Source organism: Sphingomonas naphthae, assembly GCF_028607085.1.
Taxonomy (GTDB): domain Bacteria; phylum Pseudomonadota; class Alphaproteobacteria; order Sphingomonadales; family Sphingomonadaceae; genus Sphingomonas_Q; species Sphingomonas_Q naphthae.
This window is the reverse complement of record NZ_CP117411.1, coordinates 324,871-347,296: the sequence shown is the minus strand read 5'-3', so window position 1 is coordinate 347,296 and position 22,426 is coordinate 324,871. Positions and strand designations below refer to the sequence as shown.

Here is a 22,426-nt window from a genome sequence, read left to right as displayed (position 1 = left end):
CATCAGATCGGTACAGAGGAAGGGGCGTCGTCCGCAGGGACGGCGCCCTTTTCTGTTTCTACTGCCCCGTTCGTCCTGAGCGAAGTCGAAGGACGTGGAGAGCCACGCGCTTGGGGCACGTCCTTCGACTTCGCTCAGGACGAACGGGTGGTTGATTGTGCGGGGCGGTGCTGACGCCCAGGCGGCTCAGCGCACCAGGCAGGGGCGCTTGTTGTCGAACGTCCAGCCGGGGATGAGATATTGCATGGCGGCGGCGTCGTCGCGCGCGCCGAGGCCGTGGCTGCGGTAAAGAGCGTTGCCCTGCTCGATCGCGTCCATGTCGATCTCGATACCGAGGCCGGGCCGTTCGGGCACGGCGACGAGGCCGCCGGCGATGGTGAGCGGCTCCTTCGTCAGCCGCTGGCCGTCCTGCCAGATCCAGTGGGTGTCGATCGCGGTGACCTTGCCGGGGGCCGCCGCCGCCGCATGGGTGAACATCGCCAGCGAAATGTCGAAATGGTTGTTGGAATGGGAGCCCCAGGTGAGCCCCCAGTCGCGGCACATCTGCGCCACGCGCACCGCGCCTTGCATCGTCCAGAAATGCGGGTCGGCGAGCGGGATATCGACCGACTGGAGCTGGATCGCATGGCCCATCTGCCGCCAGTCGGTCGCGATCATGTTGGTGGCGGTGGGCAGGCCGGTGGCGCGGCGGAATTCGGCCATCACCTCGCGGCCGGAAAAGCCGTTTTCGGCGCCGCACGGATCCTCGGCATAAGCGAGGACGTCGCCCTTGCCGGCGCAGAGCCGGATCGCTTCCTCCAGGCTCCACGCGCCGTTGGGGTCGAGCGTGACCCGCGCCTCGGGGAAGCGGTGGGCGATGGCGGTGACGGCCTCGATCTCGGCCTCGCCCGCCAGCACGCCGCCCTTCAGCTTGAAATCGCGGAAGCCGTAGCGGTCGTAGGCGGCTTCGGCGAGGCGGCGGACGGCATCGGGCGTCATCGCGGTCTGGTGGCGCAGGTGGGTCCAGTCGTCCGTCGCGTCGGTGCCGTCGGCATAGCGCAGGTCGGTCCTGGTCCGGTCGCCGATGAAGAAGAGATAGCCCAGCATCTCGACCGCATCGCGCTGCTGCCCCTCGCCGAGCAACGCCGCGACGGGCACACCGAGATGCTGGCCGAGCAGGTCGAGCATCGCCGCCTCCACGGCGGTGACGGCGTGGATGGTGGTGCGCAGATCGAAGGTCTGGAGTCCGCGCCCGCCGGCATCGCGATCGGCGAAAGCGGTGCGCATCGCGTTCAGCACCTGATGATACCGCCCGATCCCCTGGCCGATCACCAGCTCGCGCGCATCCTCCAGCGTCTGCCGGATCGCCTCGCCCCCCGGCACCTCGCCTACGCCGGTGTGACCGTCACTGTCGGTGAGGATGACGATGTTGCGGGTGAAGAACGGCCCGTGCGCGCCCGAGAGGTTGAGCAACATGCTGTCGCGGCCGGCGACCGGCACGACGCGCATGGCGGTGACGACGGGCGCGCCGGTGAACGGAGCGGCGGCGGGGGGCTGATCGGGCATGGCGGCCTTCCGGGCTCGGGACGGAGAGGATCGGCGGCGCCATAGGCGTCGTCGTGGCGGGCGAGCCGCGCTGCGACCGAGCTTTAGTCACATGGTTGATCTCATCAACTATCCCACCGATGCGAAATGTGGGTCATGCGATGCGCATATGACATCATGCATTGTTTTGCGTGGCAGGTACCTGGGCACCTCCACAGTCTATCCCGTAACCTATTGGTAACAAATGTTCATCGTCACGGCGATGCCCACGGCCTGTCGATCCCGATCCTTGACGCCTCTGCCGATCGTTCCGCATAATGCATTCTTATAAGAAAGAGATGACGGGGAGGATTGAATATGCGTGGAAGGGGTCTTTCGCTTGCTTCGGCGGCAGGGGTGATCGGGCTGATCGGCGCGGCGCCGCTTCCGGCGCAGACCACCGCACCGGTGACGGCCTCGCCGGCCGAACCGGACAGCGGCGAAATCCTCGTTACCGCCCGCAAGCGGCAGGAAACGCTGATGGACGTGCCCGTGGTCGCGACGGCGATCGGCGGCGAAAAGCTCCAGAACCTCCAGATCCAGGACATGAAGAGCCTCGCCACGGTGGTGCCGGGCCTGTCGCTGGGCGGATCTTTGCTGTCGGTCGGCGTGCAGGCGTCGCTGCGCGGCGTGGGCACCTCGGCGCTGGATCCGGGCGTCGATCAGTCGGTGTCGCTCAATATCGACGGCATGGCGCTCAGCCAGGGCCTCGCCTTCGCCAGCGGCATGTTCGACGTGGGCCAGATCGAGGTGCTGAAGGGGCCGCAATCGCTGTTCTACGGCAAGAGCAGCCCCGGCGGCGTGATCTCGCTGCGCACCGCCGACCCGACCGACCGTTTCGAACTGATCGGTCGTGCCGGCTATGAATTCGAAGCGCGGGAGCGCCGCATCGAGGCCATCGTCTCCGGTCCGCTGAGCGAGACGTTCAAGGTTCGTTTGGCCGGCACGGTCGGCAAGCAGGACGGCTTTTATTACAACCGGGCGCAGGGCATCGCGGCGCTGGGATCGGTGACGCCGGCCAAGCGGCACGGATCGGGCACCGATTACAAACTGCGCGCTACGATCCTGTGGGATCCGTCCGAAAAGTTCGACGCGCGGCTCAAGCTCAATCGCGTGTCCGACGATTTCGATCATGTCGCGATCGTGCAGAACGTGCTCTGCCCCGATGGCACGGGCCCGTTCAACGGCCGGCAGTTCATCGATTCAGATTGTCGCCTCGATCGCAACGCGCCGCTGGTCGATCTCGATCCGGCGGCCTTCCCGGGCATCGTTCACAATGGCGTACCCTACAACACCACCAAGCAGACGTTCGGGACGGCCGAACTCAACTATCATTTCACGCCGCAGCTGACGTTGACCTCGGCGACGGCTTATTATCTCGCCAATTCGCGCAACATGGTGAATGCCGCCGCGACGAGCGCCGGCGCGGGCCTGATTTCGGCCACGAACCGCTTCCAGCGCCGCCAGTTCACCGAGGAGGTGCGGCTCGCCAGCGACTTCTCCTCGCCGCTGAACTTCACGCTGGGCGGCTATCTGGAGCGGACCCGCTTCTATGACGACGTGATAATCGGCGGCAACACCCGCCTGGGCGCGCCGGCGACGATCCAGAAGGGCATCAAGACCGTCCATGTCGAGGCGGAGTCCCTTTTCGGGCAGGTGCTCTACAAGATCGTGCCCGAACTGGAGCTGGCGGCCGGCGCACGCTGGACGAGCGAGCGGCGCAACATCAATCCGTTCAACACGATCAGCGGCACGCCGGTGTTCGTCGCGCTCGCGGTACCCAAGATCAAGGCGGACAATGTCGCGCCCGAAATCAGCCTCACCTACCGCCCGAGCAGCGACCTGACGCTCTTCGCCTCGGCCAAGCGCGGCTACAAATCGGGATCGTTCAACGTCTCGACCCCGCCCTTCACCGGCGAGAACAATTCGTTCGGCGACGAGAAGGTGGAGGGTGGCGAGATCGGCCTGAAGAGCCGGCTGGCCAACCGCCGGCTGATGTTCAACCTGGCCGGCTATTACTATAAATATACCGGGCTTCAGGTGGGCGCCAACGTGCAGTCGACCGCCGGCGTCACCGTCACCCGTACGCTCAACGCCGGCAAGGCGCGCAATTACGGGCTCGAGGCGGAGATGACCTTCCGGCCGGAGGGCATCCAGGGGCTCGATCTGAACGCCGCGCTCAACTGGAACAACAGCAAATATACCAGCCTGCTGAACGTGCCCTGCTATGGCGGCCAGCTCGCGGTGGAAGGGTGCAACCTGCTGTTCAGCCCGACCGCCAATGCCGGGCTCGGCGGCTTCACCGCGCAGGATCGCTCGGGCATCCCGCTGCTGCGCGCGCCGCGCTGGTCGGCCAATTTCGGCTTCAGCTACGAGCGGCCGATCGGCGCGGACTGGACCCTGCTGTTCGCCAGCAACAACCAGTATCAGAGCCGTTCGCTCGTCGATCTGGCGTACATCTATTACCAGAAATCCTACATCAAGGCGGATGCCACGCTGACCCTGAAGCATCGCGACCGCTGGGAATTCGCGCTGATCGGCAAGAATATCAACAACGAGCTGACCAGCGGCAATTGCGCCAATTCCAACCGACAGGGCGGGCAGACTGGCGGCATCATCACCGGTTCGACGGTGCGGGGCGCGGCCGGCATCGACGAGGTCGGCTGCTACATGGATCGCGGCCGCGAACTCTGGGTGCGGGCGACGCTGCGCTATTGAGGCGCGGCCGCGCCCGGCCGCCGCAAGGGAGACGGGTGACCGTGACCACCGACACCATCATCGAAGCCAACAAGCGGATCGCGCTGGAATTTCTGGCGGCCAGCGCGATCCACGACCCGGCCGTCGTCGATCGGCTGATGACCGAGGATTCGACCTATTGGGTCGCCGGCAAGCCGCACCTGTTCCCCTACGCGGGCGTGCAGACGAAGACGCAGATCGTAGCCTATATGGCCACGCCGAGCATCTTCCCCGCCGGCCTGAAACAGACGATCGGCGCGGTCACCGCCGAGGCGGATCGTGTGGCCGTCGAGGTCGAGGTCGACGGGCTGACGGCGGCGGGCAGGCATTACAACAATTTCTACCATTATCTCTTCACGTTCCGCGGCGGGCGGATCAGCGGCATCAAGGAATATGTCGATTCCTACCACGCCGCCGAAATCTTCCAGGGCAAGGCATGAGCGGCGGCGCGGCGGCGGCGCGGCGCGAAGGGCCGCCGATCGATTTCGTGCGCGGCGACACGACCGGGCTGGCGATCCCGGCGCATGGCGCGGCGCTGCGGGCTGCGGGCGCGGATTTCCTGACCGAAGCGTTTCGCGCCTTCGGGGCGATCGGGCCGGACAATGCCGTCGCGCGCATCACCCGGATCGAGACATGCCCCGGCGGAAGCACGGGCGAGAAACTGTTCCTGTCGGTGGAATATGCCCGGCCCGATCCGGCGTTCCACACCGATCTGTTCGTGAAATTCTCGCGCGATTTCGCCGATCCGGTGCGGGACGATCGCGGCAAATATGAGATGGCGGGCGAGGTGCGGCTCGCCGAAGTGTCGCGGCTGGCGGGCTTCCCGATCCATGTGCCGATCGCCTATTTCGCCGATTATCAGGCCGAGACGCATACCGGCCTGCTCATTACCGAGACGATCGGCTTCGGCGCGAACGGAATCGAGCCGCATCATCCGAAATGCCTGGATAACGAGATCGATCGGCCGATCGACCATTATCGCGCGATCTACACCGCGCTCGCCCGCGTCGCCGCCGCGCACCGATCGGGGCAATTGCCCTGCGATATCGACGCGCTGTTCCCGTTCGATCCGGTCGCCGCCTCGTCGAGCGTGCGGATCGGCTATGACGCGGAGCAACTGATCGGCAAGGTTCGCGCCTTCGCCGCCTTCGTGGCACGCGCGCCGCAGCTGTTTCCGCCCAACCTGACGCCGGCCTTCTTCGAAAAGCTCGAGGGCGAGGCGCTGGGCTATCTGGAGCATCAGGCGGAGATCCGGCGCTTCACCCAGAGCGATCCCTCGCTGATCGCTCTGTGCCACTGGAACGGCAATATCGACAATTGCTGGTTCTGGCGCGATGCGGCCGGCGATCTGCAATGCGGGCTGATGGATTGGGGGCATGCCGGCCAGATCAACCTCGCATTCTCCTTGTGGGGCTGCCTCAGCGGCGCGGGGCTCGACGTGTGGGACGGCCATTTCGACGAGCTGATCGATCTGTTCGTCACCGAACTGCGCGAGCATGGCGGGCCGGCGCTCGACCGGGACGAGCTGGTCTTCCACCTCGAACTCTATGTCGCGATGATGGGCCTGTCCTATTTCATCGACAGCCCGGCGCGCATCCTGGGGCGAATGCCGGACGCGGCGGACGTGCCGAGCCCGTTCGACCCGATCTTTCGCGACTACGAGATGCCGCGCAACCAGCTCCACATCTCGCGGGCGGGGTTCAACCTGTGGCAGCGGCGCGATTTCGGCGCGACGCTCGATCGCTTCGTGAAGAGGATGGCGGCCGCATGACGGACATCGCACCGGGCCATGTAGGCCTCGGCGGGCGGATCAGCCTCGTGCTGGTCGGCGGGCTGATCGTCATCGGTTTCAGCAGCCTGGTGCCGGTGCTGCCCAAGATCAGCGCCCATTTCGCCGATACGCCGGGGGCGGGCACGATCGTGCGCGCGATGATCACAGCGCTGGGCGGGGCGATGGCGATCGGCGCGCCGATCGGCGGCCTGCTGGCGGAGCGGTTCGGCGAGCGGCGGTTGTTGTTGGTCGCGCTGGCGACCTTCGCGCTGGCGGGCATCGCCGGCATGGTGATCGACGATCTGTGGCTGCTGCTGGCGAGCCGCATCGTCGTCGGCCTCGCGCTGGCGACCTGCGGCGTTACCGCCATCGCGACGCTGGCCAACGGCGTGCCCGACGCGGAGCGGCCGCGCTGGCTGGGCTTCTCCTCGATGTTCGGCAATCTCGCCACGCTCGGCGTGATGCCGGTGGCGGTGATGCTGGGGGCGATGGACTGGCGGCTGGTGTTCACGCTCCATCTGGCCGCGCTGCCGATCCTGTTGCTGATCCTCACGCTCGTGCCCGCGCCGCCGGTCGCCCGCACGGTGACGGCCAGGGTGGAGGGCGGCGGCTTCCCTTGGGCGATGCTGGGGCTCGGGCTCGTATGCGGCGGCGTGGCGACCACCTTGCCCGCCTATCTGCCCTTCCACTTCACCGAGATCGGCGAGAGCAATCCGCGCTATCCGGCGCTGGCGATCATGGCGCTGACCCTCGGGGCGGGCACGCTCTCCTTCGCTTATGGCTGGGTGCGGCGCTTCGCCGGGCCGGCGAAGATTTTCGTCGGCGGCTTCCTGATCGTCGGGCTGGCGCTGCTGCTGGTGATCGCCGGCCATAGCGTGACGACGACCCTGATCGGCACGACCCTGCTGGGCGTGGGCGTCGGCCTGCTGAGCCCCAATCTGTTCGCGGTCGCCGCCGCCGATTTGCCCGAGCGTCGCGCGCGCCGCATCGGTCTGGCGCGGGCGGGCTATTTCGGCGCGGCGCTGCTGGCGCAGATTCCGCTGGAGCCGGTGGCGGCGCGCTATGGGGCGCAGGGCGCGTTCGTCGCGCTCGCCGGCTTCGCCTTCGCGATGGCGCTGGTGATGCTCGCCGGCCGCGCGCGGCTGGCCCCGCCGGCCATCGCATGATCGAGGAGAGGAAGATGACCGACCTGACCGCCACCCGGCTGGCGATCGCCGATCTGCACGCGCGTTACACCGATGCGGTGTGGCGGATGGATTTTCCGGCGTTCGGCCAATGCTTCACGCGCGATGCCGTCTGGCGGATCGGCGGCCTCGAACCCAGCGGGCGGGACGAGATCGTCGCTTTGTTCGAGCGGATCATGGGGCGGATGCGCAAGGTGCTCATCACGCTCAACACGCCGATCGTGGACATCAGCGACGGGATCGTCACCGCGCGCACCTATGTGAACGAGCGGGTCGCCTGGGCCGACGGCAAGACCAACATCTCGATCGGCCGCTATTACGAGCGGTTCGCCGAGGAGGAGGGGCGGCTGCGCTTCGCGTGGCGGCTGTTCCAGCTGCATTATTCCGGGCCGCCCGACCTGACCGGCACCTATTTCGATCATGAGGATTATGGCGGCCCGCCCGGCATGCCCGGCCCGGACGCGCCATCGGGCAATTTCGCCGCCGCCAAATGGGGCATTTCGGCGGCGTGAAGCTAGGGGATCAGGAGAGAGGCGATGGAGCTGTTCGTCCACGCGACGCTGAAGATCCGCATCGGCGCCTATGATCGCTTCGCCGCCGCCATGGCCAAGCAGGTGCCGGTGCTGGAAAGCCACGGCTGGAAACTGCTCGGTGCCTATGTGACGGCGGTCGGGCCGATCTGCACGGTCGTCGATCTGTGGCAGATCCCGGACGCCAACGCCTATTTCGAGGCGACCGCCAAATGGCGCGCCGATCCCGATTTCATGTCGTTCCGCGAAGTCGGGTCGGAGGTGATCGTCGCGGAAATGGTCACCATGGTGACCAAGACGTCCTACAGCCCCTGACGGCGCCGCTTACCGGGCGGTCGCGGTGATGAGCTGGACGGTGCAATAGCGCGGGTCCATCGTCGCCAGCGCCTTGTCATCGCGGTTGGTGCCGAGGTCGATGTCGGGATGATAGGTCATCGTCACCTCGAACCGGCCGTTCTGGTTCTTGCCGAACACCGTGGAGGTGGGGACGATCTGCGCCGCGATGCCGAGCGCACGGCTGACTTCGCCGACCATCGAGGGCAATTGCCCCTTGTCGTCGAGGCAGGTGGTGGGGTCGATCGCGCCCGGCTTGCGGCCCGCGACGACGGGCGCGCTCTTGTCGGTGCTGGACAGGATCGTATCGACGACCAGCCCGACGATGCCGAGCAGGATCAGCGCCGCGACGCCCACACCGATCAGGATCCACGTCTTGCGGCTGATCTTCTTGCCGCGCGTGCCGGGGCGGGCGGTGCCGCCGCGCATCTTGGCGTCGAGGAACTTGTACGCCTCCTCCGGCGTCCGTCGCTCGCGTTTCACTTTCGGCACGTCGATCTCCCTGCCGCACCGGGTTAGGGCAGGCCGGGGATCGCTACAAGACTCAGGCGATATCGCCGGCCTTGTCCAGCGCATAACCGGCCGAGCGGACGGTGCGGATCACGTCGGGCAGATCCTCGCCGTTGATCGCCTTGCGGAGGCGGCGGATGTGCACATCGACGGTGCGGATCTCGATCTCGCTGTCGCGGCCCCACACGCTGTCGAGCAGCCGCTCGCGGCTGAACACGCGGCCGGGATGCTCCAGGAAATGGCGCAGCAGTCGAAATTCGGTCGGCCCGAGCGCTACCGGCTTGCCGGCGCGGTGGACCTTGTGGCCCACCGTATCCATGGCGATGTCCTCGAACACCAGTTGCTCGCCGGCCAGCGCCGGGCGCACGCGGCGCAGCAGCGCGTTGACGCGCGCGATCAGCTCCTTGGGGCTGAAGGGCTTGGAGACATAATCGTCCGCCCCGGTCTCCAGCCCCCGGATGCGATCCGCCTCGTCGGTCCGGGCGGTGAGCATGATGATCGGCACCTTGGCGGTATCGGGCATCCGGCGCAGGCGGCGGCACACTTCGATGCCGGAAAGCCCCTCGATCATCCAGTCGAGCAGCACCAGATCGGGCGTCGATTCGCGGGCGAGGAGCAGGGCTTCCTCGCCGTTGATGGCGCGCTCCACGTCGAAATGCTCGCGGCTCAGATGCCAGTCGAGCAGTTCCGCCAGCGCGGCGTCGTCCTCGACGACCAGGACACGTCCCCGGCTCATGCCTGCTTCTCCATGTTCGCGCCAAGGTTGGCAGTGGTATCGTTGCCGCGCGTGCGTTCGGTCATCTGTTCGCCGGTGGCGGCATAATAGACCATCTCGGCGACGTTGGTGGCGTGGTCGCCGATGCGTTCGAGGTTCTTGGCGACGAACAGCAGATGCGCCGAGGGCGTGATATTGTGCGGCTGTTCCATCATATAGGTGAGCAAGGTGCGGAACAGGCTGTTGTAGAAATCGTCGATCTCGCGGTCGCGCTGGCACACCAGCACCGCGCTCTCGGTATCGCCGTTGGCGTAGGCGTCGAGCGCGTCCTTCACGAGATGCGAGACGGCGCGGCCCATCGCCGGCAGCACCGAGATCGGCTCCAGCGGCCCGGCGGCGTCTAGCACCGGCACGCGCTTGGCGATGTTCTTGGCATAATCGCCCATCCGCTCGATCACGCCGGCGATCTTGAGCGCGGCGATCACGCTGCGCAGGTCGTCCGCCATCGGGGCGCGCAGCGCGATCAGGCGGACGGCGAGGCGTTCGACCTCCAGCTCCATCGCGTCGATGCGGCGGTCGTTTTCCACCACCCGCAGCGCGCCTTCGAGGTCGCGGTGGATCATCGCGTCGACCGAGGCGGTGATGGCCGCTTCGGCGAGGCCGCCCATCTCCAGCACCTGCACGCGCAGCTGGTCGAGATCCTCGTCGAAGGCGCGGATGGTGTGCATGGTGCCGTTGTTCATCGCCGCGCTCCTCAGCCGAACCGGCCGGTGACGTAATCGCGCGTGCGTTGCAGGCGCGGGGTCGAGAAGAGATCGGGGGTGGGGGAAAATTCCACCATCCGCCCGAGATACATGAAGCCGGTGGAATCCGAGATGCGCGCCGCCTGCTGGAGATTGTGGGTGACGATCACGATCGAGATATCGCGCTTCAGCTCCATCAGCGTCTCCTCCAGCTTGGCGGTGGAGATCGGATCGAGCGCAGAGGCGGGTTCGTCGAGGAGCAGAACCTCGGGCTCGACGGCGATGCCGCGCGCCACGCACAGCCGCTGCTGCTGGCCGCCGGAGAGACCCAGCCCCGAGGCGCCGAGCTGGTCCTTCACCTCGTCCCACAAGGCCGCGCGGCGCAGCGAGCGTTCGACGATCTCGTCCATCTCGGATCGGGCGATGCGGCGGTAGAGGCGCACCCCGAAGGCGACATTCTCGTAGATCGACATCGGGAAGGGCGTCGGCTTCTGGAACACCATGCCGATGCGGGCGCGCAGCGACGCGGCGTCCATCGCGGTCGCGTCCTCGCCGTTCAGGCGGATCGTGCCGGCGGCCTTCTGGTTGGGATAGATGTCGTGGATGCGGTTGAGCGCGCGCAGCAGCGTGGACTTGCCGCAGCCCGAGGGGCCGATCAGCGCGGTGATCTGGTTGCGCGCGACGGGCAGGTCGATGCCGTACAGCGCCTGCGCCTTGCCGTAGAAGAAATCGAGGCCCCGCGCCTCCAGCACCAGCTTTTCCGCCGGGGGGGCGATCATCACCTGATCGGGGGGCACGGGGGCGTTCATGGGCGATGCGTCTCCCGGGCGAGGAGGCGCCCGACGATGTTGATGGCGAGGACGGCGACGGCGATCAGCAGCGCCCCCACCCAGGCGAGGCGGCGCCAGTCGTCATAGGCGGACAGAGCGAACTGGAAGATGGTGGTCGGCAGGCTGGCCATGGGCGCCGCCATGTCGGCCGAGAAGAACTGGTTGCCGAGTGAGGTGAACAGCAACGGCGCGGTCTCGCCCGAGATGCGCGCGAAGCCGAGCAGCCCGGCGGTGACGAGGCCCGTCGCCGCCGCGCGCCAGACGATGCGGCGGGTGACGAAGGCGCGCGTCGCCCCCAGCGCCATGCCCGCCTCGCGCAGGGTGTTGGGCTGGAGGTTGAGGATATCTTCGGTCGTGCGGGTCACGACGGGGGTGGCGAGGAAGGCCAATGCCACCGCGCCGGCATAGCCCGAGAAGCCGCCCAGCGGCTCGACCAGCAATTCGTAGACGAACAGGCCGACGAGGATCGAGGGGGCGGACAGCAGCACGTCGTTCATGAAGCGGACGATGTGGCCGTAGCGGGTGCGCCCGCCATATTCGGCCAGCCACGTCCCCGCCAGCACGCCGACGATCAGCGCGATCAGCATCCCGAGGCCGCACATCAGCAGCGAGCCGACGATGGCGTTGGAGAGGCCGCCGGTGGAGCCCGGCGCGGGCTGGGCGAGGGTGAAGATGCGCCCGTCGATCCCGCCGATGCCCTGCACCACCAGCGACCACAGGATCAGCACCAGCGCGCCGAGCGCGATGGCGGTCGCGACGCCGCAGCCGCCGACGAAGATCGCGTTGACGATCCGCCGGTTACGGGCGCGGGCGGGGCTGGAGCCGCGCATCAGCGGGCCGCCCGCGCGAGCAGGCCGCGCGCCGTGGCCAATACGGTGAAGGTGATGACGAACAGCACGAAGCCGAGCGCCACCAGCGAGGCGCTGTGCATGTCGCTCGTCGCCTCGGCGAATTCGTTAGCGATGGTGGAGGCGATGGTCGATCCGCTATCGAACACCGATCCCGGAAAGCGGTGCGAATTGCCGATGATGAAGGTGACCGCCATCGTTTCGCCCAGCGCGCGGCCGAGGCCGAGCATGATGACGCCGATCATCCCCTGCCCGACATAGGGGATGGTGATGTGGCGGATCACCTCGAACGGGGTGCAGCCGAGGCCGTAGCCGGCCTCGCGCACCTGCGGCGGCACGGTCAACAGCAGTTCGCGGAACACGGCGGCCATATAGGGCAGGATCATGATCGCCAGGATCAGGCTGGCGGTGACGATATTGGCGCCGTTGGGCACGCCGGCGAACCAGCGATCGACGAACGAGCCTTCCTCGGCCGACATGATGATCGGCAGCTGGATATGTTCGGCGAACCAGGGCGCCAGCACGAACAGGCCCCACATGCCGTAGACGATCGAGGGGATGCCGGCGAGCAACTCGATCGCCACCGCGATCGGCCGGGCGACGCGGCGCGGGCAGAATTCGACGAGGAACACCGAGATGCCGATCGCCAGCGGCAGCGCGATCAGCAGCGCGGCGAAGGCGGTGATGAGTGTGCCGACGATCGGCCCGGCCGCGCCATAGACTTCGGTGACGGGGTTCCATTCGGTCGAGGTGAGGAAGCCCAGGCCGAACTTGCGGAAGGCCGGCCATCCGCCGATGGCGAGGCTGACGACGAGGCCGCCGAGCGCCGCCAGCAGCAGGGTCGCGGCCGAGGCACAGGTCCAGCGGAACAGCGCCTCGCCGGCGGCGCCGCGGGCGGAGAAATCGAGGCGGCGGCTCATCGCGTGGGATAGACCGGCTGGCCGCCGGCGGTGACGGCCGTGTTCCACTGGCGGCGGATCATGATGCGGACACGCGGAGGCAGGGGGACGTAATCGAGCGACAGCGCGGCGCGATCGCCGATATGATAGGCCCAGTCGAAGAAGCGCAGCACGCCCTTCGCCCGCGCCGGATCGGCGGGGTTGCGCGGGATCAGCACGAAGGTCGCCCCCGTGATCGGCCAGGCGGCGCGGCCGGGCTGATCGACGAGCAGGACATAATTGCCGGGCGCCCCCGCCCAGGGCGCGCTCGCGGCGGCGGCGGCGAAGGAGGCGGCAACCGGCGGTGGGAAGGCGCCGTCGCGGTTCTGCACCAGCGCGACAGGCGCGCCGGTCTGCTTGGCGAAGGCATATTCGACATAACCGATCGCCCCGAACGTCTGCTTCACGAAGGCCGAGACGCCGTCATTGCCCTTGCCGCCGATGCCCGCCGGCCATTGCACCGCGTCGCTCGCGCCGACGACCTTGGCCCATTCCGGGCTGCGCGCGGCGAGGAAGCTGGTGAAGAGGAAGGTGGTGCCCGAGCCATCCGAACGGTGGACGACGGTGATCGGCAGATTGGGGAGCGGCAGGCCGGGGTTGAGCGCGGCGATGGGCTTGGCGTTCCACCGCTTGATCCGCCCGAGGAAGATATCGCCCAGCACCGCGCCGGAGAGCTTCAGTCGGTTGGTCGGGATGCCGGGCACATGGACGATCGGCACCACCCCGCCGACGACGGTGGGAAATTGGTAGAGGCCGGCGGCGGCGAGGTCGGCGGGCTTCATCGGCTTGTCCGACGCGCCGAAATCGATCGTCCGCGCCTTGATCTGCTTGATCCCGCCGCCCGATCCGATCGGTTGATAGTTGATCCGGTTTCCGGTGCGCAGCCGATACACTTCCGCCCAGCCGGCATAGATCGGCGCGGGGAAGGTGGCGCCCGCCCCCGACAGTGTCACCGGCGCGGCGAAGCCCGGCGCGGACGGCGCCAGCGCGCCGAGCGCGAGCAGGAGAATCGAGAGGCAGCGGAGGATCATCGGTGGCCGGCGTAGGAGCGTCCGGCGAAGCATTTATGGACGTTTTGTGACAGTTCGGAGACTCGGGGAAGGAAATGTGACGCCAGGAATGTTCGCCCCGCTCTATTGCCGTCGCTGGCCAAAGCCCCCCTGCCCCGGTATTCGCCCATCCACCGAAGGCACACCCCACAGGACCTGAATTGCGCCGCATCGCCGTCATCCTGCCCTGCTATAACGAGGAGGCCGCGATCGGCGCGGTCGTCGCCGGGTTCCGCGCGGCGCTGCCCGATGCGGCGATCTATGTGTACGACAACAATTCGCGCGACCGCACCGCCGCCGCCGCCGCCGAAGCCGGCGCGATCGTCCGCACCGAGCGGATGCAGGGCAAGGGCCATGTCGTCCGCCGCATGTTCGCCGACGTGGAGGCCGACATCTATGTGATGGCCGACGGCGACGCGACCTATGACGCCTCGGCCGCGCCCGCGCTGGTGGCGATGCTGGCGGAGCAGGGTCTCGACATGGTGGTCGGCGCGCGCGCGTCGGAGGTGGAGGCGGCGTATCGGCGCGGGCATCGGCTGGGCAATCGGGTGCTGACCGGCCTGCTGGCGCGGCTGTTCGGGCGCAGCTTCAACGATATCCTGTCGGGCTATCGCGTCTTTTCGCGCCGCTTCGTGAAGAGTTTCCCCGTCCTCTCGACCGGCTTCGAGATCGAGACCGAGATCAGCGTCCACGCGCTGGAATTGCGGATGCCGGTGGGCGAGGTCGTCACCCGCTATGGCGCGCGCGGCGAGGGATCGGTCTCCAAACTCTCCACCTATGGCGACGGCTGGCGCATCCTGCGGACGATCGTGATGCTGTTCCGCATCGAGCGGCCGGTGCTGTTCTTCGGGCTGATCGCGGCGGCGATGGCGCTGGCCGCCCTCATCCTCGCCGCCCCGCTGGCGGTGACCTATGTCGAGACCGGGCTGGTGCCGCGCCTGCCCACCGCCCTGCTCTCGACCGCGCTGGTGATCGTGGCGGCGCTGTCGCTGGTGTGCGGCATCGTGCTGGACACGGTGGTGCGCGGGCGGCGTGAGGTGCGGCGGCTGGCCTATCTGGCGGTGCCGGGGGTGCTGGCGGGGTAGCTCCTCCCCGGCACGGGGAGGTGGCAGCTCGCAGAGCTGACGGAGGGGGGTATCCCGAAGCGCAGCGTGCGGGGAGGGCCCCCTCCCCCATCCTTCGGATGGTCCCCCTCCCCGTGCTGGGGAGGAACTTTCCGAATCATTTCGCCTTCTTCCCCATCGCCCCTATCGTATCTCTCGCATGACCCCGCCGAACAACGACGACCCCGTACAGGTACAGGCGAATGTCTTCGGCGGTTTCGCCGAGGGCGCGGCGGAGGCGTTGCTGGGGTTGCTTGGGCCGTCGCTCAGCAAGGGCGTGGTGGTGGATGTGGCGTGCGGCGCGGGGCTGCTGGCCGAGCGGATCGCGGCGGCGGGCTATGACGTGCGCGGTGGCGATCTGTCGTCGGACATGGTCAATCTCGCCCGCCAGCGGGTGCCGGCGGGGCGCTTCCTGCGCGCCTCGATCTTCAACGTCGATCTGCCCCCTGCCCGCGCGATCGTGGCGGTGGGCGAAGTGGTCAACCGCCAGTGCGAACCGCGCGACGAGGCCGCGCTCGATCGCTTCGTGCGCCGCGCGCATGCCGCGCTGGAACGCGGCGGCATCCTGCTGTTCGACGCCGCCGCCCCCGGCCGCGCCCAGAGCGGAGCGCGCGGCTTCGCCGAAGGGCCGGGCTGGGCCGCCGGCACGGTCAGCCACGAACCCGGCGACGAGACGATGACTCGCACCACCACATTGTTCACGGCAAGCGGCGACGGCTGGCATCGCCACGAACAGGAAGATCGCCTCAGCCTGTGGCCGCGCGAGGCGGTGGCGGAGATCCTGCAGGACGCCGGCTTCACGGTGGAGGCGGGCAACAGCTACGGCCGGCTGGCGCTGCCGCCGGGCCTGATCCGCTACACCGCGCAGAAGTGAGTCTTCACGCAGGCCGGGTATCGCTTCTCCGCCACCCGGGGCTGTGGCATAGGTCGGCCTAGCCAGGGGGACCGACCATGCCGGACGACTCGCGCAAGCTGACCGACGACGAACTCGATATGGTGGTCGGCGGCGGCGCGCTTCCTTATGGTGGGCTGGATGGAATGCCCCGTGCCGGCACGACGAATCCGGGCGCCGACGCGGATATTTTCGCGGCGATGGCCTCGTTCGAGAAATTGGCGCAGGAGATGCGCGACACGGCGCGCGCGGGTCGCGCCGCCGCCTCGGAAGCGCAGGTGTCGACGCTGCGCGAGGAGGCCCAACGCATTCGCGATCTGGCCGATCAGCGCCTCGCCGCCTCGGTCACCGCCGGTTTCACATCCATCGCGGGTGGTGCGATGAGCACAGGCATGGGCGCCATCGGCGCGGCTAAAGCAGGCGGCATCGCCGACGACGCCACCAAGACCTCCACCAAGGGAACGCGCGACGTATCGCTAGATGCAGCCGGCCGAGTGGGATCGATTTCGGGCCAGATCGGGGCAGGCACCGGCAATATGATACCGGCGGCCGATACCGATGCCAAGAAGGCGGAAGCCGACGCGCTGGCGAAGCTGTCCCAATCGGGCGGACGGACGCAGGACGAACAGATCCAGCAAATCCAGCAGATGACGGATGCCATCCGCGACATGCGCGAGATGATGACCAACATGCAGGAAACGCAGACGGACGGGATGCACGGCCTGCGCAAGGTCTGACCGCCAATGACGCTGCCTTAGAGGCGGCGGTCGCAGCGTTTCTTCGGCAAGGCGAGGCGGCGATAGGTGAAGAAGCGCCGATCGGTCAGCTGATCGAGGAAGGCGGTCAGCTCGGCCATCGCGGCCGCGTCGATCGGCGGCAGGTTGCGGTGGCGGGCGATGGCGACCGGGATCGTCGGGGCGCTGCCGTCGTGGAGGTAGGGGGCGGTCACGGCGATGTTGCGAAGCGTCGGGGTGCGGAAATGGCCGTCGTCGGCCGGCCGTCCGGTGATTTCGCCGAGGCCGCGGTCGCCGGGCGTGGCGCCGATGGGGGCGTGGAAGCGGCCGTCGGTGAAGTCGGGTCCGGCGTGGCAGGCGGCGCAATCGCGGGCGAAGCGGGTCGCGCCGCGCTTCGCGGGTTCGGGCATCGCGCCGCGATCGTAGGGGCTGGCGCGGGAGACCATCGTGCGCTGGAAGGCGGCGAGCGCGCGGGTGACGGTCTCGGTCTCGATCCGGCCGCCGCGATCGGGGAAGGCCGCCGCGAACATCTTCACGTAACAGGGATCGCGGCCGAGGCGGGCGGCCAGTTTGGCCTCGGCGCCCTTCATGCCCATTTCGACCGGCGCCTCGCCGAACATCGGGATCAGCGCCTGCGCCTCCAGACTGGTGACGCGCGGATCGCCCCAGGTGAGGCTGGGCAGGAAAGCAACATTGGCGAGCGGTGGCACATTGCGTCGGCCGGCATCGCCATGGACGCCGGGCCGGGTGCGGTTGCCGTCCGCGAAGGCGCGATGCTGCTCGTGGCAGGTGGCGCAGGACATGGTGCCGTCGATCGAGAGATCGGCGTCGTAGAAGAGCTGGCGGCCGAGGGCGATCTTCGCGGAGGTGTCGGTAGCGGTTGGGGTGAAGCGCGCGGCGGTGGCTATTGTGGCGAGGAGGGCGAGCGCGAATACTCCTCCCCGATATGGGGAGGGGGACCGCCGGCGCAGCCGGTGGGGGAGGGGGCTATCCTTCTGGCGCCGCGCTTCGGGGTGAGCCCCCTCCACAATGCTGCGCATGGTCCCCCTCCCCGTGCCGGGGAGGAATTTCACTTAACCGCCGTCACCATCAGCGGGAGGGTGGCGGAGCCGTTCGCCGCGACTTGCAGCACGTACTTCCCCGGCGTCAGCGCGAAATCGACCATCTTGCGGACGCCGGTGCAATCCGGGCCATGGCCGTGGGCGGTGGAGACCGACGCGGTCTTGCCCTTGAGGACGTCGATCCACGCACCCGAACCCAGCGCCACGCGGTAGGTGCCGGCCTTCGCCACGGTGAAGGCGAACAGGCCGCCGTAGCTGACCGAGCCGCCCGGCTTTTCGGGCCGCACCACATAGGTCACGCCGCTGGTCTGGCCGAGCGTCGCGTCGGCGCCCTTGCCGAGCGTGAGGGTGGCGGCCTTGAGGCCGGCCGGGGTCGTGGCGGCGGTGATCGCCGATCGGGTCGCCCAGCCGGACAGTTCGGGCGGCAGCGGCGCGGGGGTGGCGGCGCACTGGGGAGCCGGGTGATCGGCCATGCCCTGTGCCGTCGCGGCGATGGGGGCCGCCGCGAGGCCGGCGAGCATCAGACACGTGAAAATTCGCAACCGGCTTCTCCTGCAATGCAGCATCTGTATATGGCCAGATATAACGAATCGCGAGGCCATAACGCGATCTAATCCATCAGGGAGCCTTCATGCACCTCCGTTCGCTCATCCTCGCCTCATCCGCGCTGATCGCCGCGACCACCGCGCACGCCCAGACGGCCGATACGGCCCCGCCCGCCGACGACAAGGCGTTCGGCCTCGGCCAGATCATCGTCACCGCGCCCAAGCCCGCGACCGGGCCGGCGATCGGCGGGGCGACGCTCTCGTCGGAGGCGATCTACACCTTCAACCGCTCCACGCTCGACGAAGCGGCGCAGCTGATGCCGGGCGTATCGGCCTCCAACACCGGGGGATCCCGCAACGAGCGGCTGATCTATGTGCGCGGCTTCGATCGCTTTCAGGTGCCGGTCTCGATCGACGGCATCCGCGTCTATCTGCCGGCCGACAACCGGCTCGATTACGGCCGCTTCCTCACCCCCGACATCGCCGAATTGCAGGTGGCCAAGGGCTATGTCTCGGTGCTGGACGGGCCAGGAGCGATGGGCGGCGCGGTCAATCTGGTGACGCGCAAGCCCACCAAGGCGATCGAGGCGGAGGTACGCGGCACGCTCTCGGTGGATCGCGACGTGGATTATGCGGGTTACAATGTCTTCGGCCTGCTGGGTACGCGCCATGACACTTGGTACGCGCAAGGCAGCTACACGCGCAGCTACACCAGACATTGGGATCTGCCGGGCGGCTATAGCCCGATCGCCGGATCGGCCGAGGATGGCGGCGAGCGCGATTTCAGCCGCTCGCGCGACTGGCGGGTGAACGGCAAGGTCGGCTTCACCCCCAACGCCACCGACGAATATGCGATCAGCTATACCAAGCAGGAAGGCGCCAAGAACGCGCCGCTGCATGTGACCGATACGCTGGCGTCGCAACGCTTCTGGACCTGGCCCTATTGGAACCTCGACAGCCTCTATTTCCTGTCGACGACGGCGCTGGGCGACACGGCGACGCTCAAGACCCGCGCCTATCGCAACCAGTTCCACAATCTTCTCAGCTCGTTCGACAATCGCAACCAGAATAGCCAGACGCTCGGCCGCGCGTTCAACTCTTATTATCAGGATCGCGCGTGGGGCGGTTCGGCGGAGCTGGCGGTCAATCTGCTGCCGACCGACACGCTGACCATCGCGGGCCATTTCCGCCGCGACCGCCACGTCGAGTTCCAGCAGAGCTTCCCGGCCGGCACGACCGAGCCCGAGCAGACCAATCTGGAAGACACCTGGAGCGTCGCCGCCGAGAACCGGCTGGCGCTGTCGCCCGCTCTGACGCTCACCACCGGGGTCAGCGTCGACTGGCGCGATCTGAAGCGGGCGGAGGAGTTCGGCACCCCGCCGGGCGGCGGCGCGGCGCGCGTGTTCAGCTATCCGATCCGCAACAGCAAGGCGCTCAACGGCCAGGGCAAATTGGTGTGGGCGCCCGATGCCGACACCAGCCTGCACGCCAGCCTGTCGTCGCGCGCGCGCTTCCCGACGATCTTCGAGCGTTTCTCGTCGCGCTTCGGCGGGGCGATCTCCAGCCCGGACCTGAAGTCCGAGCGGGCGGTGAATTACGAACTGGGCGGCAGCCGCCGCTTCGGCCCGGTCACGGCGGAGGGCGCGGCCTTCTACTCGCATCTGACGAACGTGATCGTCGCCTTCCCCTTCATCTACGTCACCTGCACGGCGGCGAACGTGTGCACCAACAATGCCGTCACGCAGAGCCGCAATCTGGGCAAGGGGGAGTATTACGGCGGCGAACTCTCGCTGACCGCCGATCTGGGGCCGAACCTGAAGCTGGGCGGCAATTACACCTGGACGCACCGCGACCTGAACGACCCGACCAACGCCGCCTTCCAGCCCACCGGGGTTCCGACCCACAAGGCGTTCGTCTGGGCGGACTGGGCGCCGGTGTCGCGGGTTCACATCGTCCCCAACCTCGACATCGCATCGGATCGCTGGACGGTGAACACGGCGGGCACCCGCTATTACCGCACCGGCAGCTACGTGCAGGCGAACCTGCGCGTGGACGTGACGGTGATCGAGGGCGTCGAGATCGGTGTCGGCGGGCGGAACCTGTTCGACGACAGCTACCAGCTGGCGGACGGCTTCCCGGAGCCGGGCCGCAGCTTCTTCGCCAGCGTGCGGGCGCGCTATTGACCTGACCTTCGGTGGTGCTTCGGCGAAGGCCGGAACCCAAGGGTGGCGGGCGGTGCGCTTTGTAACCCTGGGCTCCGGCCTGCGCCGGAGCACCGGTCGGCTTAATCCGCGATCAGTCGCACCGCAGCGGCGACCGTTCGCAGATGCAGCATGTTGCCCGCTAGCCCGGCCTCCGATAAGCTCGACGCACGGCAAACAGCGAAAGAGCTGCATTTGCAGGCTATGCGGTTCCCCCTGAACGGACCCGGCGCCCCGATGAGGGGCCGCTGACATGAATCTCGCCGACCCCGCATCGCTCGGCGGCGAGCATTTCGATACGATCATCATCGGTTCGGGCTTCGGATCGGCCTTCTACCTCGCCAAACTGCTCGACAGCGGGCCGGACAGGCGCATCCTCGTCGTCGAATGGGGCGAGCATCACCCGCACGACTGGCAGATCGAGAACGACAGGAATTCCTATCTCGCGCCGACCGACACTTATTATTCGGAATCCGACAAGCCCTGGACCTATACGATCGCGCTGGGCGGCGGCACCAATTGCTGGTTCGCGCAGACGCCGCGCTTCCACCCGACCGACTTCAAGCTGAAGAGCCGCTACGGCGTCGGCAACGACTGGCCGATCGATTACGCCGATCTCGAGCCGTATTATCTTCAGGCCGAGACGATCATGTCGGTGTCGGGCGACCCGGACATGGCGGCGATCATGCCGCGATCGGGCGCCTTCCCCCAGCCGCCGCATCGCCTGTCGAGCGTGGACAGGCTGATGAAGGCCGCGCAGCCCGACCAGCATTTCGCGATGCCCACCGCCCGCGCCCGCGTGGCGACCGCGACGCGCAACGCCTGTTGCGCCACCTTCCGTTGCTATCTCTGCCCGGCGGATGCGAAATTCACGCTGAACAACGGCCTGATCGGCCTGTTCGATGATCCCCGCGTCAGCCTCGCGCTCAAGACCAAGGCGGTGCGGTTCGAGGGGGCGGGCAACAGTATCGCCCGCCTCGTGATCGAGCAAGATGGGCGCGAAGCGAAGGTGTCGGCCGATCGCTTCATCCTCGGCGCCAATGCGATCCAGAGCCCGGCCATCCTCGACCGATCGGACATGGCCGGGGGGATGACCGGCAAGGGCCTCCACGAATCCTATGGCGCGCATGTCGAGGCGTTCCTCGACGGGGTCGACAATTTCGACGGCAGCACGATCACGACGGGGCTGAATTTCGGCCTCTACGACGGCGCCTTCCGATCGGACTATGGTGGCGCGCTCGTCTATTTCGACAATCGCTGGACGCACGGCTTGCGCACCGAACCCGGCCGCTGGCGCCAGACCGTGCCGCTGATGGTAGTGGTGGAGGATCTGCTCGACCCCGAAAATCACGTCACCGCCGCCCTCGGCGGGGTGGCGCAGGTCCATTACAAGGGCATCGCGCCCTATGCGGAGCTGGGCATGAAGAAGGCGATCGAGAAATTGCCCGATCTGCTCAAGCCGCTGCCGGTGGAGAAGATCGAATTCCGATCCTACCGCCCCACCGAATCGCATCTGCAAGGCACGCTGCGCATGGGCGACGATCCGGCGACATCGGTGATCGACGCGAAGATGATCCATCACCGCTGGCGCAACCTGACCGTGGTGGGCTCGTCCAGCTTCTCGACCTGCTCCTGCGCCAACCCGAGCCTGACGGTGGCGGCGCTGGCGCTGCGCGCGGCGGAGCTGGCATGAGGCTCTCCCGGCGCCAGACGATCGCGGGCCTCGTCGGCGGTGCGGTGGTGGCCGGCACCGGCGCGGTCACGCTGGCGGCGTTCGACGAGAGCGATCTGCTGCGGGCGATGCTCCACCGGCTGGTCGGCCCGTTCCGCATGAAGGACGAGGATTTCGCCGCCTTCCGCGCCGGGATCGAGCGCCGCCACGGCTTCCCCGGCACCGCCAAGACCAGCCTCTACGCCCTCGCCGAAGCCGCCGGCGCCCGCCCGCTGATCGATCGCGGCCCCGCCGGCCCGCGCCGCGAGATGGCCGACCTGGAGCGGGTGGTGCTGGCCGAGTTCGTGACCCACACCGATTATCTGAAGCAGGCCGGACGCGACGTGGACCTGACCTATCTGGGACGCGGGCCGTGTTCGAGCCCCTATGCGAAGTTCGGGATGGCGTGAGCGCCGCATCCCTCTAACC

The 22,426-nt window shown here is 67.8% G+C and carries 22 protein-coding genes; 12 read left to right on the top strand and 10 right to left on the bottom strand.

Annotated elements, in window-relative coordinates; all coding sequences use genetic code 11:
- Positions 1-186: 186 nt before the first annotated feature.
- Positions 187-1,545 carry a glucarate dehydratase gene (gudD, locus tag PQ455_RS01805; protein ID WP_273688683.1) on the bottom strand — a complete coding sequence of 453 codons (1,359 nt, stop codon included), beginning with the start codon at positions 1,543-1,545 and terminating at the stop codon, positions 187-189.
- Between the two features lie 336 nt (positions 1,546-1,881).
- Between gudD and PQ455_RS01800 the strand changes: the two genes are divergently transcribed.
- Genes PQ455_RS01800 through PQ455_RS01775 form a run of 6 tightly spaced genes read left to right on the top strand, consistent with a single transcriptional unit; the run spans position 1,882 to position 8,099 of the window.
- The gene (locus PQ455_RS01800) at positions 1,882-4,281 is read left to right on the top strand and encodes a TonB-dependent receptor (protein ID WP_273688681.1); all 2,400 of its coding nucleotides are present in this window, start codon (positions 1,882-1,884) and stop codon (positions 4,279-4,281) included.
- A gap of 35 nt (positions 4,282-4,316) precedes the next feature.
- Positions 4,317-4,739, top strand: a complete 423-nt coding sequence (locus PQ455_RS01795) for a nuclear transport factor 2 family protein (protein ID WP_273688679.1) — start codon at positions 4,317-4,319, stop codon at positions 4,737-4,739.
- Positions 4,736-6,070: a hypothetical protein gene (locus tag PQ455_RS01790; protein ID WP_273688678.1), complete on the top strand. Its 1,335-nt coding sequence runs from the start codon at positions 4,736-4,738 to the stop codon at positions 6,068-6,070. Before PQ455_RS01795 ends, PQ455_RS01790 begins: the two co-directional genes overlap by 4 nt.
- Complete coding sequence (locus tag PQ455_RS01785; RefSeq protein WP_273688677.1) at positions 6,067-7,236, top strand: MFS transporter; 1,170 nt, start codon at positions 6,067-6,069, stop codon at positions 7,234-7,236. The genes PQ455_RS01790 and PQ455_RS01785 overlap by 4 nt, the downstream gene beginning before the upstream one ends.
- A 14-nt stretch (positions 7,237-7,250) precedes the next feature.
- Positions 7,251-7,766 (top strand): YybH family protein, encoded by a 516-nt coding sequence (locus PQ455_RS01780; protein WP_273688675.1) that lies wholly within the window; start codon positions 7,251-7,253, stop codon positions 7,764-7,766.
- A gap of 24 nt (positions 7,767-7,790) precedes the next feature.
- Positions 7,791-8,099 carry an NIPSNAP family protein gene (locus PQ455_RS01775; RefSeq protein ID WP_273688674.1) on the top strand — a complete coding sequence of 103 codons (309 nt, stop codon included), beginning with the start codon at positions 7,791-7,793 and terminating at the stop codon, positions 8,097-8,099.
- Between the two features lie 9 nt (positions 8,100-8,108).
- Here the strand turns inward: PQ455_RS01775 and PQ455_RS01770 are convergent, their stop codons facing one another.
- Genes PQ455_RS01770 through pstS form a run of 7 tightly spaced genes read right to left on the bottom strand, consistent with a single transcriptional unit; the run spans position 8,109 to position 13,732 of the window.
- Positions 8,109-8,609: a hypothetical protein gene (locus tag PQ455_RS01770; RefSeq protein ID WP_273688672.1), complete on the bottom strand. Its 501-nt coding sequence runs from the start codon at positions 8,607-8,609 to the stop codon at positions 8,109-8,111.
- A gap of 52 nt (positions 8,610-8,661) precedes the next feature.
- Positions 8,662-9,363, bottom strand: coding sequence for a phosphate regulon transcriptional regulator PhoB (gene phoB / locus PQ455_RS01765; protein WP_273688671.1), 702 nt, complete (start codon positions 9,361-9,363; stop codon positions 8,662-8,664).
- Positions 9,360-10,085: a phosphate signaling complex protein PhoU gene (gene phoU / locus PQ455_RS01760; RefSeq protein ID WP_273688669.1), complete on the bottom strand. Its 726-nt coding sequence runs from the start codon at positions 10,083-10,085 to the stop codon at positions 9,360-9,362. Before phoU ends, phoB begins: the two co-directional genes overlap by 4 nt.
- Before the next feature lie 11 nt (positions 10,086-10,096).
- The gene (pstB, locus tag PQ455_RS01755; RefSeq protein WP_273688667.1) at positions 10,097-10,894 is read right to left on the bottom strand and encodes a phosphate ABC transporter ATP-binding protein PstB; all 798 of its coding nucleotides are present in this window, start codon (positions 10,892-10,894) and stop codon (positions 10,097-10,099) included.
- On the bottom strand, positions 10,891-11,745 hold the full coding sequence (gene pstA, locus PQ455_RS01750; protein WP_273688665.1) for a phosphate ABC transporter permease PstA: 855 nt from the start codon (positions 11,743-11,745) through the stop codon (positions 10,891-10,893). The genes pstB and pstA overlap by 4 nt, the downstream gene beginning before the upstream one ends.
- Positions 11,745-12,683 (bottom strand): phosphate ABC transporter permease subunit PstC, encoded by a 939-nt coding sequence (gene pstC / locus PQ455_RS01745; RefSeq protein WP_273688663.1) that lies wholly within the window; start codon positions 12,681-12,683, stop codon positions 11,745-11,747. Before pstC ends, pstA begins: the two co-directional genes overlap by 1 nt.
- Positions 12,680-13,732 (bottom strand): phosphate ABC transporter substrate-binding protein PstS, encoded by a 1,053-nt coding sequence (pstS, locus tag PQ455_RS01740; RefSeq protein WP_273688661.1) that lies wholly within the window; start codon positions 13,730-13,732, stop codon positions 12,680-12,682. Before pstS ends, pstC begins: the two co-directional genes overlap by 4 nt.
- Positions 13,733-13,911: 179 nt before the next feature.
- On the opposite strand from pstS, the gene PQ455_RS01735 reads away from it, so the two are divergent.
- The 3 genes from PQ455_RS01735 (at position 13,912) to PQ455_RS01725 (ending at position 16,482) form a co-directional block, all read left to right on the top strand.
- Positions 13,912-14,835 (top strand): glycosyltransferase family 2 protein, encoded by a 924-nt coding sequence (locus PQ455_RS01735; RefSeq protein WP_273688659.1) that lies wholly within the window; start codon positions 13,912-13,914, stop codon positions 14,833-14,835.
- A 178-nt stretch (positions 14,836-15,013) separates the two neighbouring features.
- Complete coding sequence (locus PQ455_RS01730) at positions 15,014-15,727, top strand: methyltransferase domain-containing protein (RefSeq protein ID WP_273688657.1); 714 nt, start codon at positions 15,014-15,016, stop codon at positions 15,725-15,727.
- A 119-nt stretch (positions 15,728-15,846) separates the two neighbouring features.
- Positions 15,847-16,482, top strand: coding sequence for a hypothetical protein (locus PQ455_RS01725; protein WP_273688656.1), 636 nt, complete (start codon positions 15,847-15,849; stop codon positions 16,480-16,482).
- 17 nt (positions 16,483-16,499) lie between these two features.
- On the opposite strand, the gene PQ455_RS01720 is transcribed toward PQ455_RS01725, so the two are convergent.
- A complete protein-coding gene (locus PQ455_RS01720) occupies positions 16,500-17,519 on the bottom strand; it encodes a cytochrome-c peroxidase (protein WP_273688654.1) in 1,020 nt (339 codons plus the stop codon).
- A gap of 29 nt (positions 17,520-17,548) precedes the next feature.
- Entirely contained in the window at positions 17,549-18,082 is a 534-nt protein-coding gene (locus tag PQ455_RS01715; protein ID WP_273688652.1) for a homogentisate 1,2-dioxygenase, read from the bottom strand.
- 89 nt (positions 18,083-18,171) lie between these two features.
- On the opposite strand from PQ455_RS01715, the gene PQ455_RS01710 reads away from it, so the two are divergent.
- From PQ455_RS01710 to PQ455_RS01700, 3 genes are all read left to right on the top strand, one after another.
- A complete protein-coding gene (locus PQ455_RS01710) occupies positions 18,172-20,268 on the top strand; it encodes a TonB-dependent receptor plug domain-containing protein (protein ID WP_273688650.1) in 2,097 nt (698 codons plus the stop codon).
- A gap of 271 nt (positions 20,269-20,539) precedes the next feature.
- Positions 20,540-21,979: a GMC oxidoreductase gene (locus PQ455_RS01705; protein ID WP_273688648.1), complete on the top strand. Its 1,440-nt coding sequence runs from the start codon at positions 20,540-20,542 to the stop codon at positions 21,977-21,979.
- The gene (locus PQ455_RS01700; RefSeq protein ID WP_273688646.1) at positions 21,976-22,407 is read left to right on the top strand and encodes a hypothetical protein; all 432 of its coding nucleotides are present in this window, start codon (positions 21,976-21,978) and stop codon (positions 22,405-22,407) included. The genes PQ455_RS01705 and PQ455_RS01700 overlap by 4 nt, the downstream gene beginning before the upstream one ends.
- Positions 22,408-22,426 lie beyond the last annotated feature (19 nt).

Bases quoted from the DNA above. Each gene is read 5' to 3' on its own strand.
- gudD (WP_273688683.1), bottom strand. From the start codon at position 1,545: ATGCCCGATCAGCCCCCCGCCGCCGCTCCGTTCACCGGCGCGCCCGTC.
- PQ455_RS01800 (WP_273688681.1), top strand. From the start codon at position 1,882: ATGCGTGGAAGGGGTCTTTCGCTTGCTTCGGCGGCAGGGGTGATCGGG.
- PQ455_RS01790 (WP_273688678.1), top strand. From the start codon at position 4,736: ATGAGCGGCGGCGCGGCGGCGGCGCGGCGCGAAGGGCCGCCGATCGAT.
- PQ455_RS01785 (WP_273688677.1), top strand. From the start codon at position 6,067: ATGACGGACATCGCACCGGGCCATGTAGGCCTCGGCGGGCGGATCAGC.
- PQ455_RS01780 (WP_273688675.1), top strand. From the start codon at position 7,251: ATGACCGACCTGACCGCCACCCGGCTGGCGATCGCCGATCTGCACGCG.
- PQ455_RS01775 (WP_273688674.1), top strand. From the start codon at position 7,791: ATGGAGCTGTTCGTCCACGCGACGCTGAAGATCCGCATCGGCGCCTAT.
- phoB (WP_273688671.1), bottom strand. From the start codon at position 9,363: ATGAGCCGGGGACGTGTCCTGGTCGTCGAGGACGACGCCGCGCTGGCG.
- phoU (WP_273688669.1), bottom strand. From the start codon at position 10,085: ATGAACAACGGCACCATGCACACCATCCGCGCCTTCGACGAGGATCTC.
- pstB (WP_273688667.1), bottom strand. From the start codon at position 10,894: ATGAACGCCCCCGTGCCCCCCGATCAGGTGATGATCGCCCCCCCGGCG.
- pstA (WP_273688665.1), bottom strand. From the start codon at position 11,745: ATGCGCGGCTCCAGCCCCGCCCGCGCCCGTAACCGGCGGATCGTCAAC.
- pstC (WP_273688663.1), bottom strand. From the start codon at position 12,683: ATGAGCCGCCGCCTCGATTTCTCCGCCCGCGGCGCCGCCGGCGAGGCG.
- pstS (WP_273688661.1), bottom strand. From the start codon at position 13,732: ATGATCCTCCGCTGCCTCTCGATTCTCCTGCTCGCGCTCGGCGCGCTG.
- PQ455_RS01730 (WP_273688657.1), top strand. From the start codon at position 15,014: ATGACCCCGCCGAACAACGACGACCCCGTACAGGTACAGGCGAATGTC.
- PQ455_RS01725 (WP_273688656.1), top strand. From the start codon at position 15,847: ATGGTGGTCGGCGGCGGCGCGCTTCCTTATGGTGGGCTGGATGGAATG.
- PQ455_RS01720 (WP_273688654.1), bottom strand. From the start codon at position 17,519: ATGCGCAGCATTGTGGAGGGGGCTCACCCCGAAGCGCGGCGCCAGAAG.
- PQ455_RS01710 (WP_273688650.1), top strand. From the start codon at position 18,172: ATGCACCTCCGTTCGCTCATCCTCGCCTCATCCGCGCTGATCGCCGCG.
- PQ455_RS01705 (WP_273688648.1), top strand. From the start codon at position 20,540: ATGAATCTCGCCGACCCCGCATCGCTCGGCGGCGAGCATTTCGATACG.
- PQ455_RS01700 (WP_273688646.1), top strand. From the start codon at position 21,976: ATGAGGCTCTCCCGGCGCCAGACGATCGCGGGCCTCGTCGGCGGTGCG.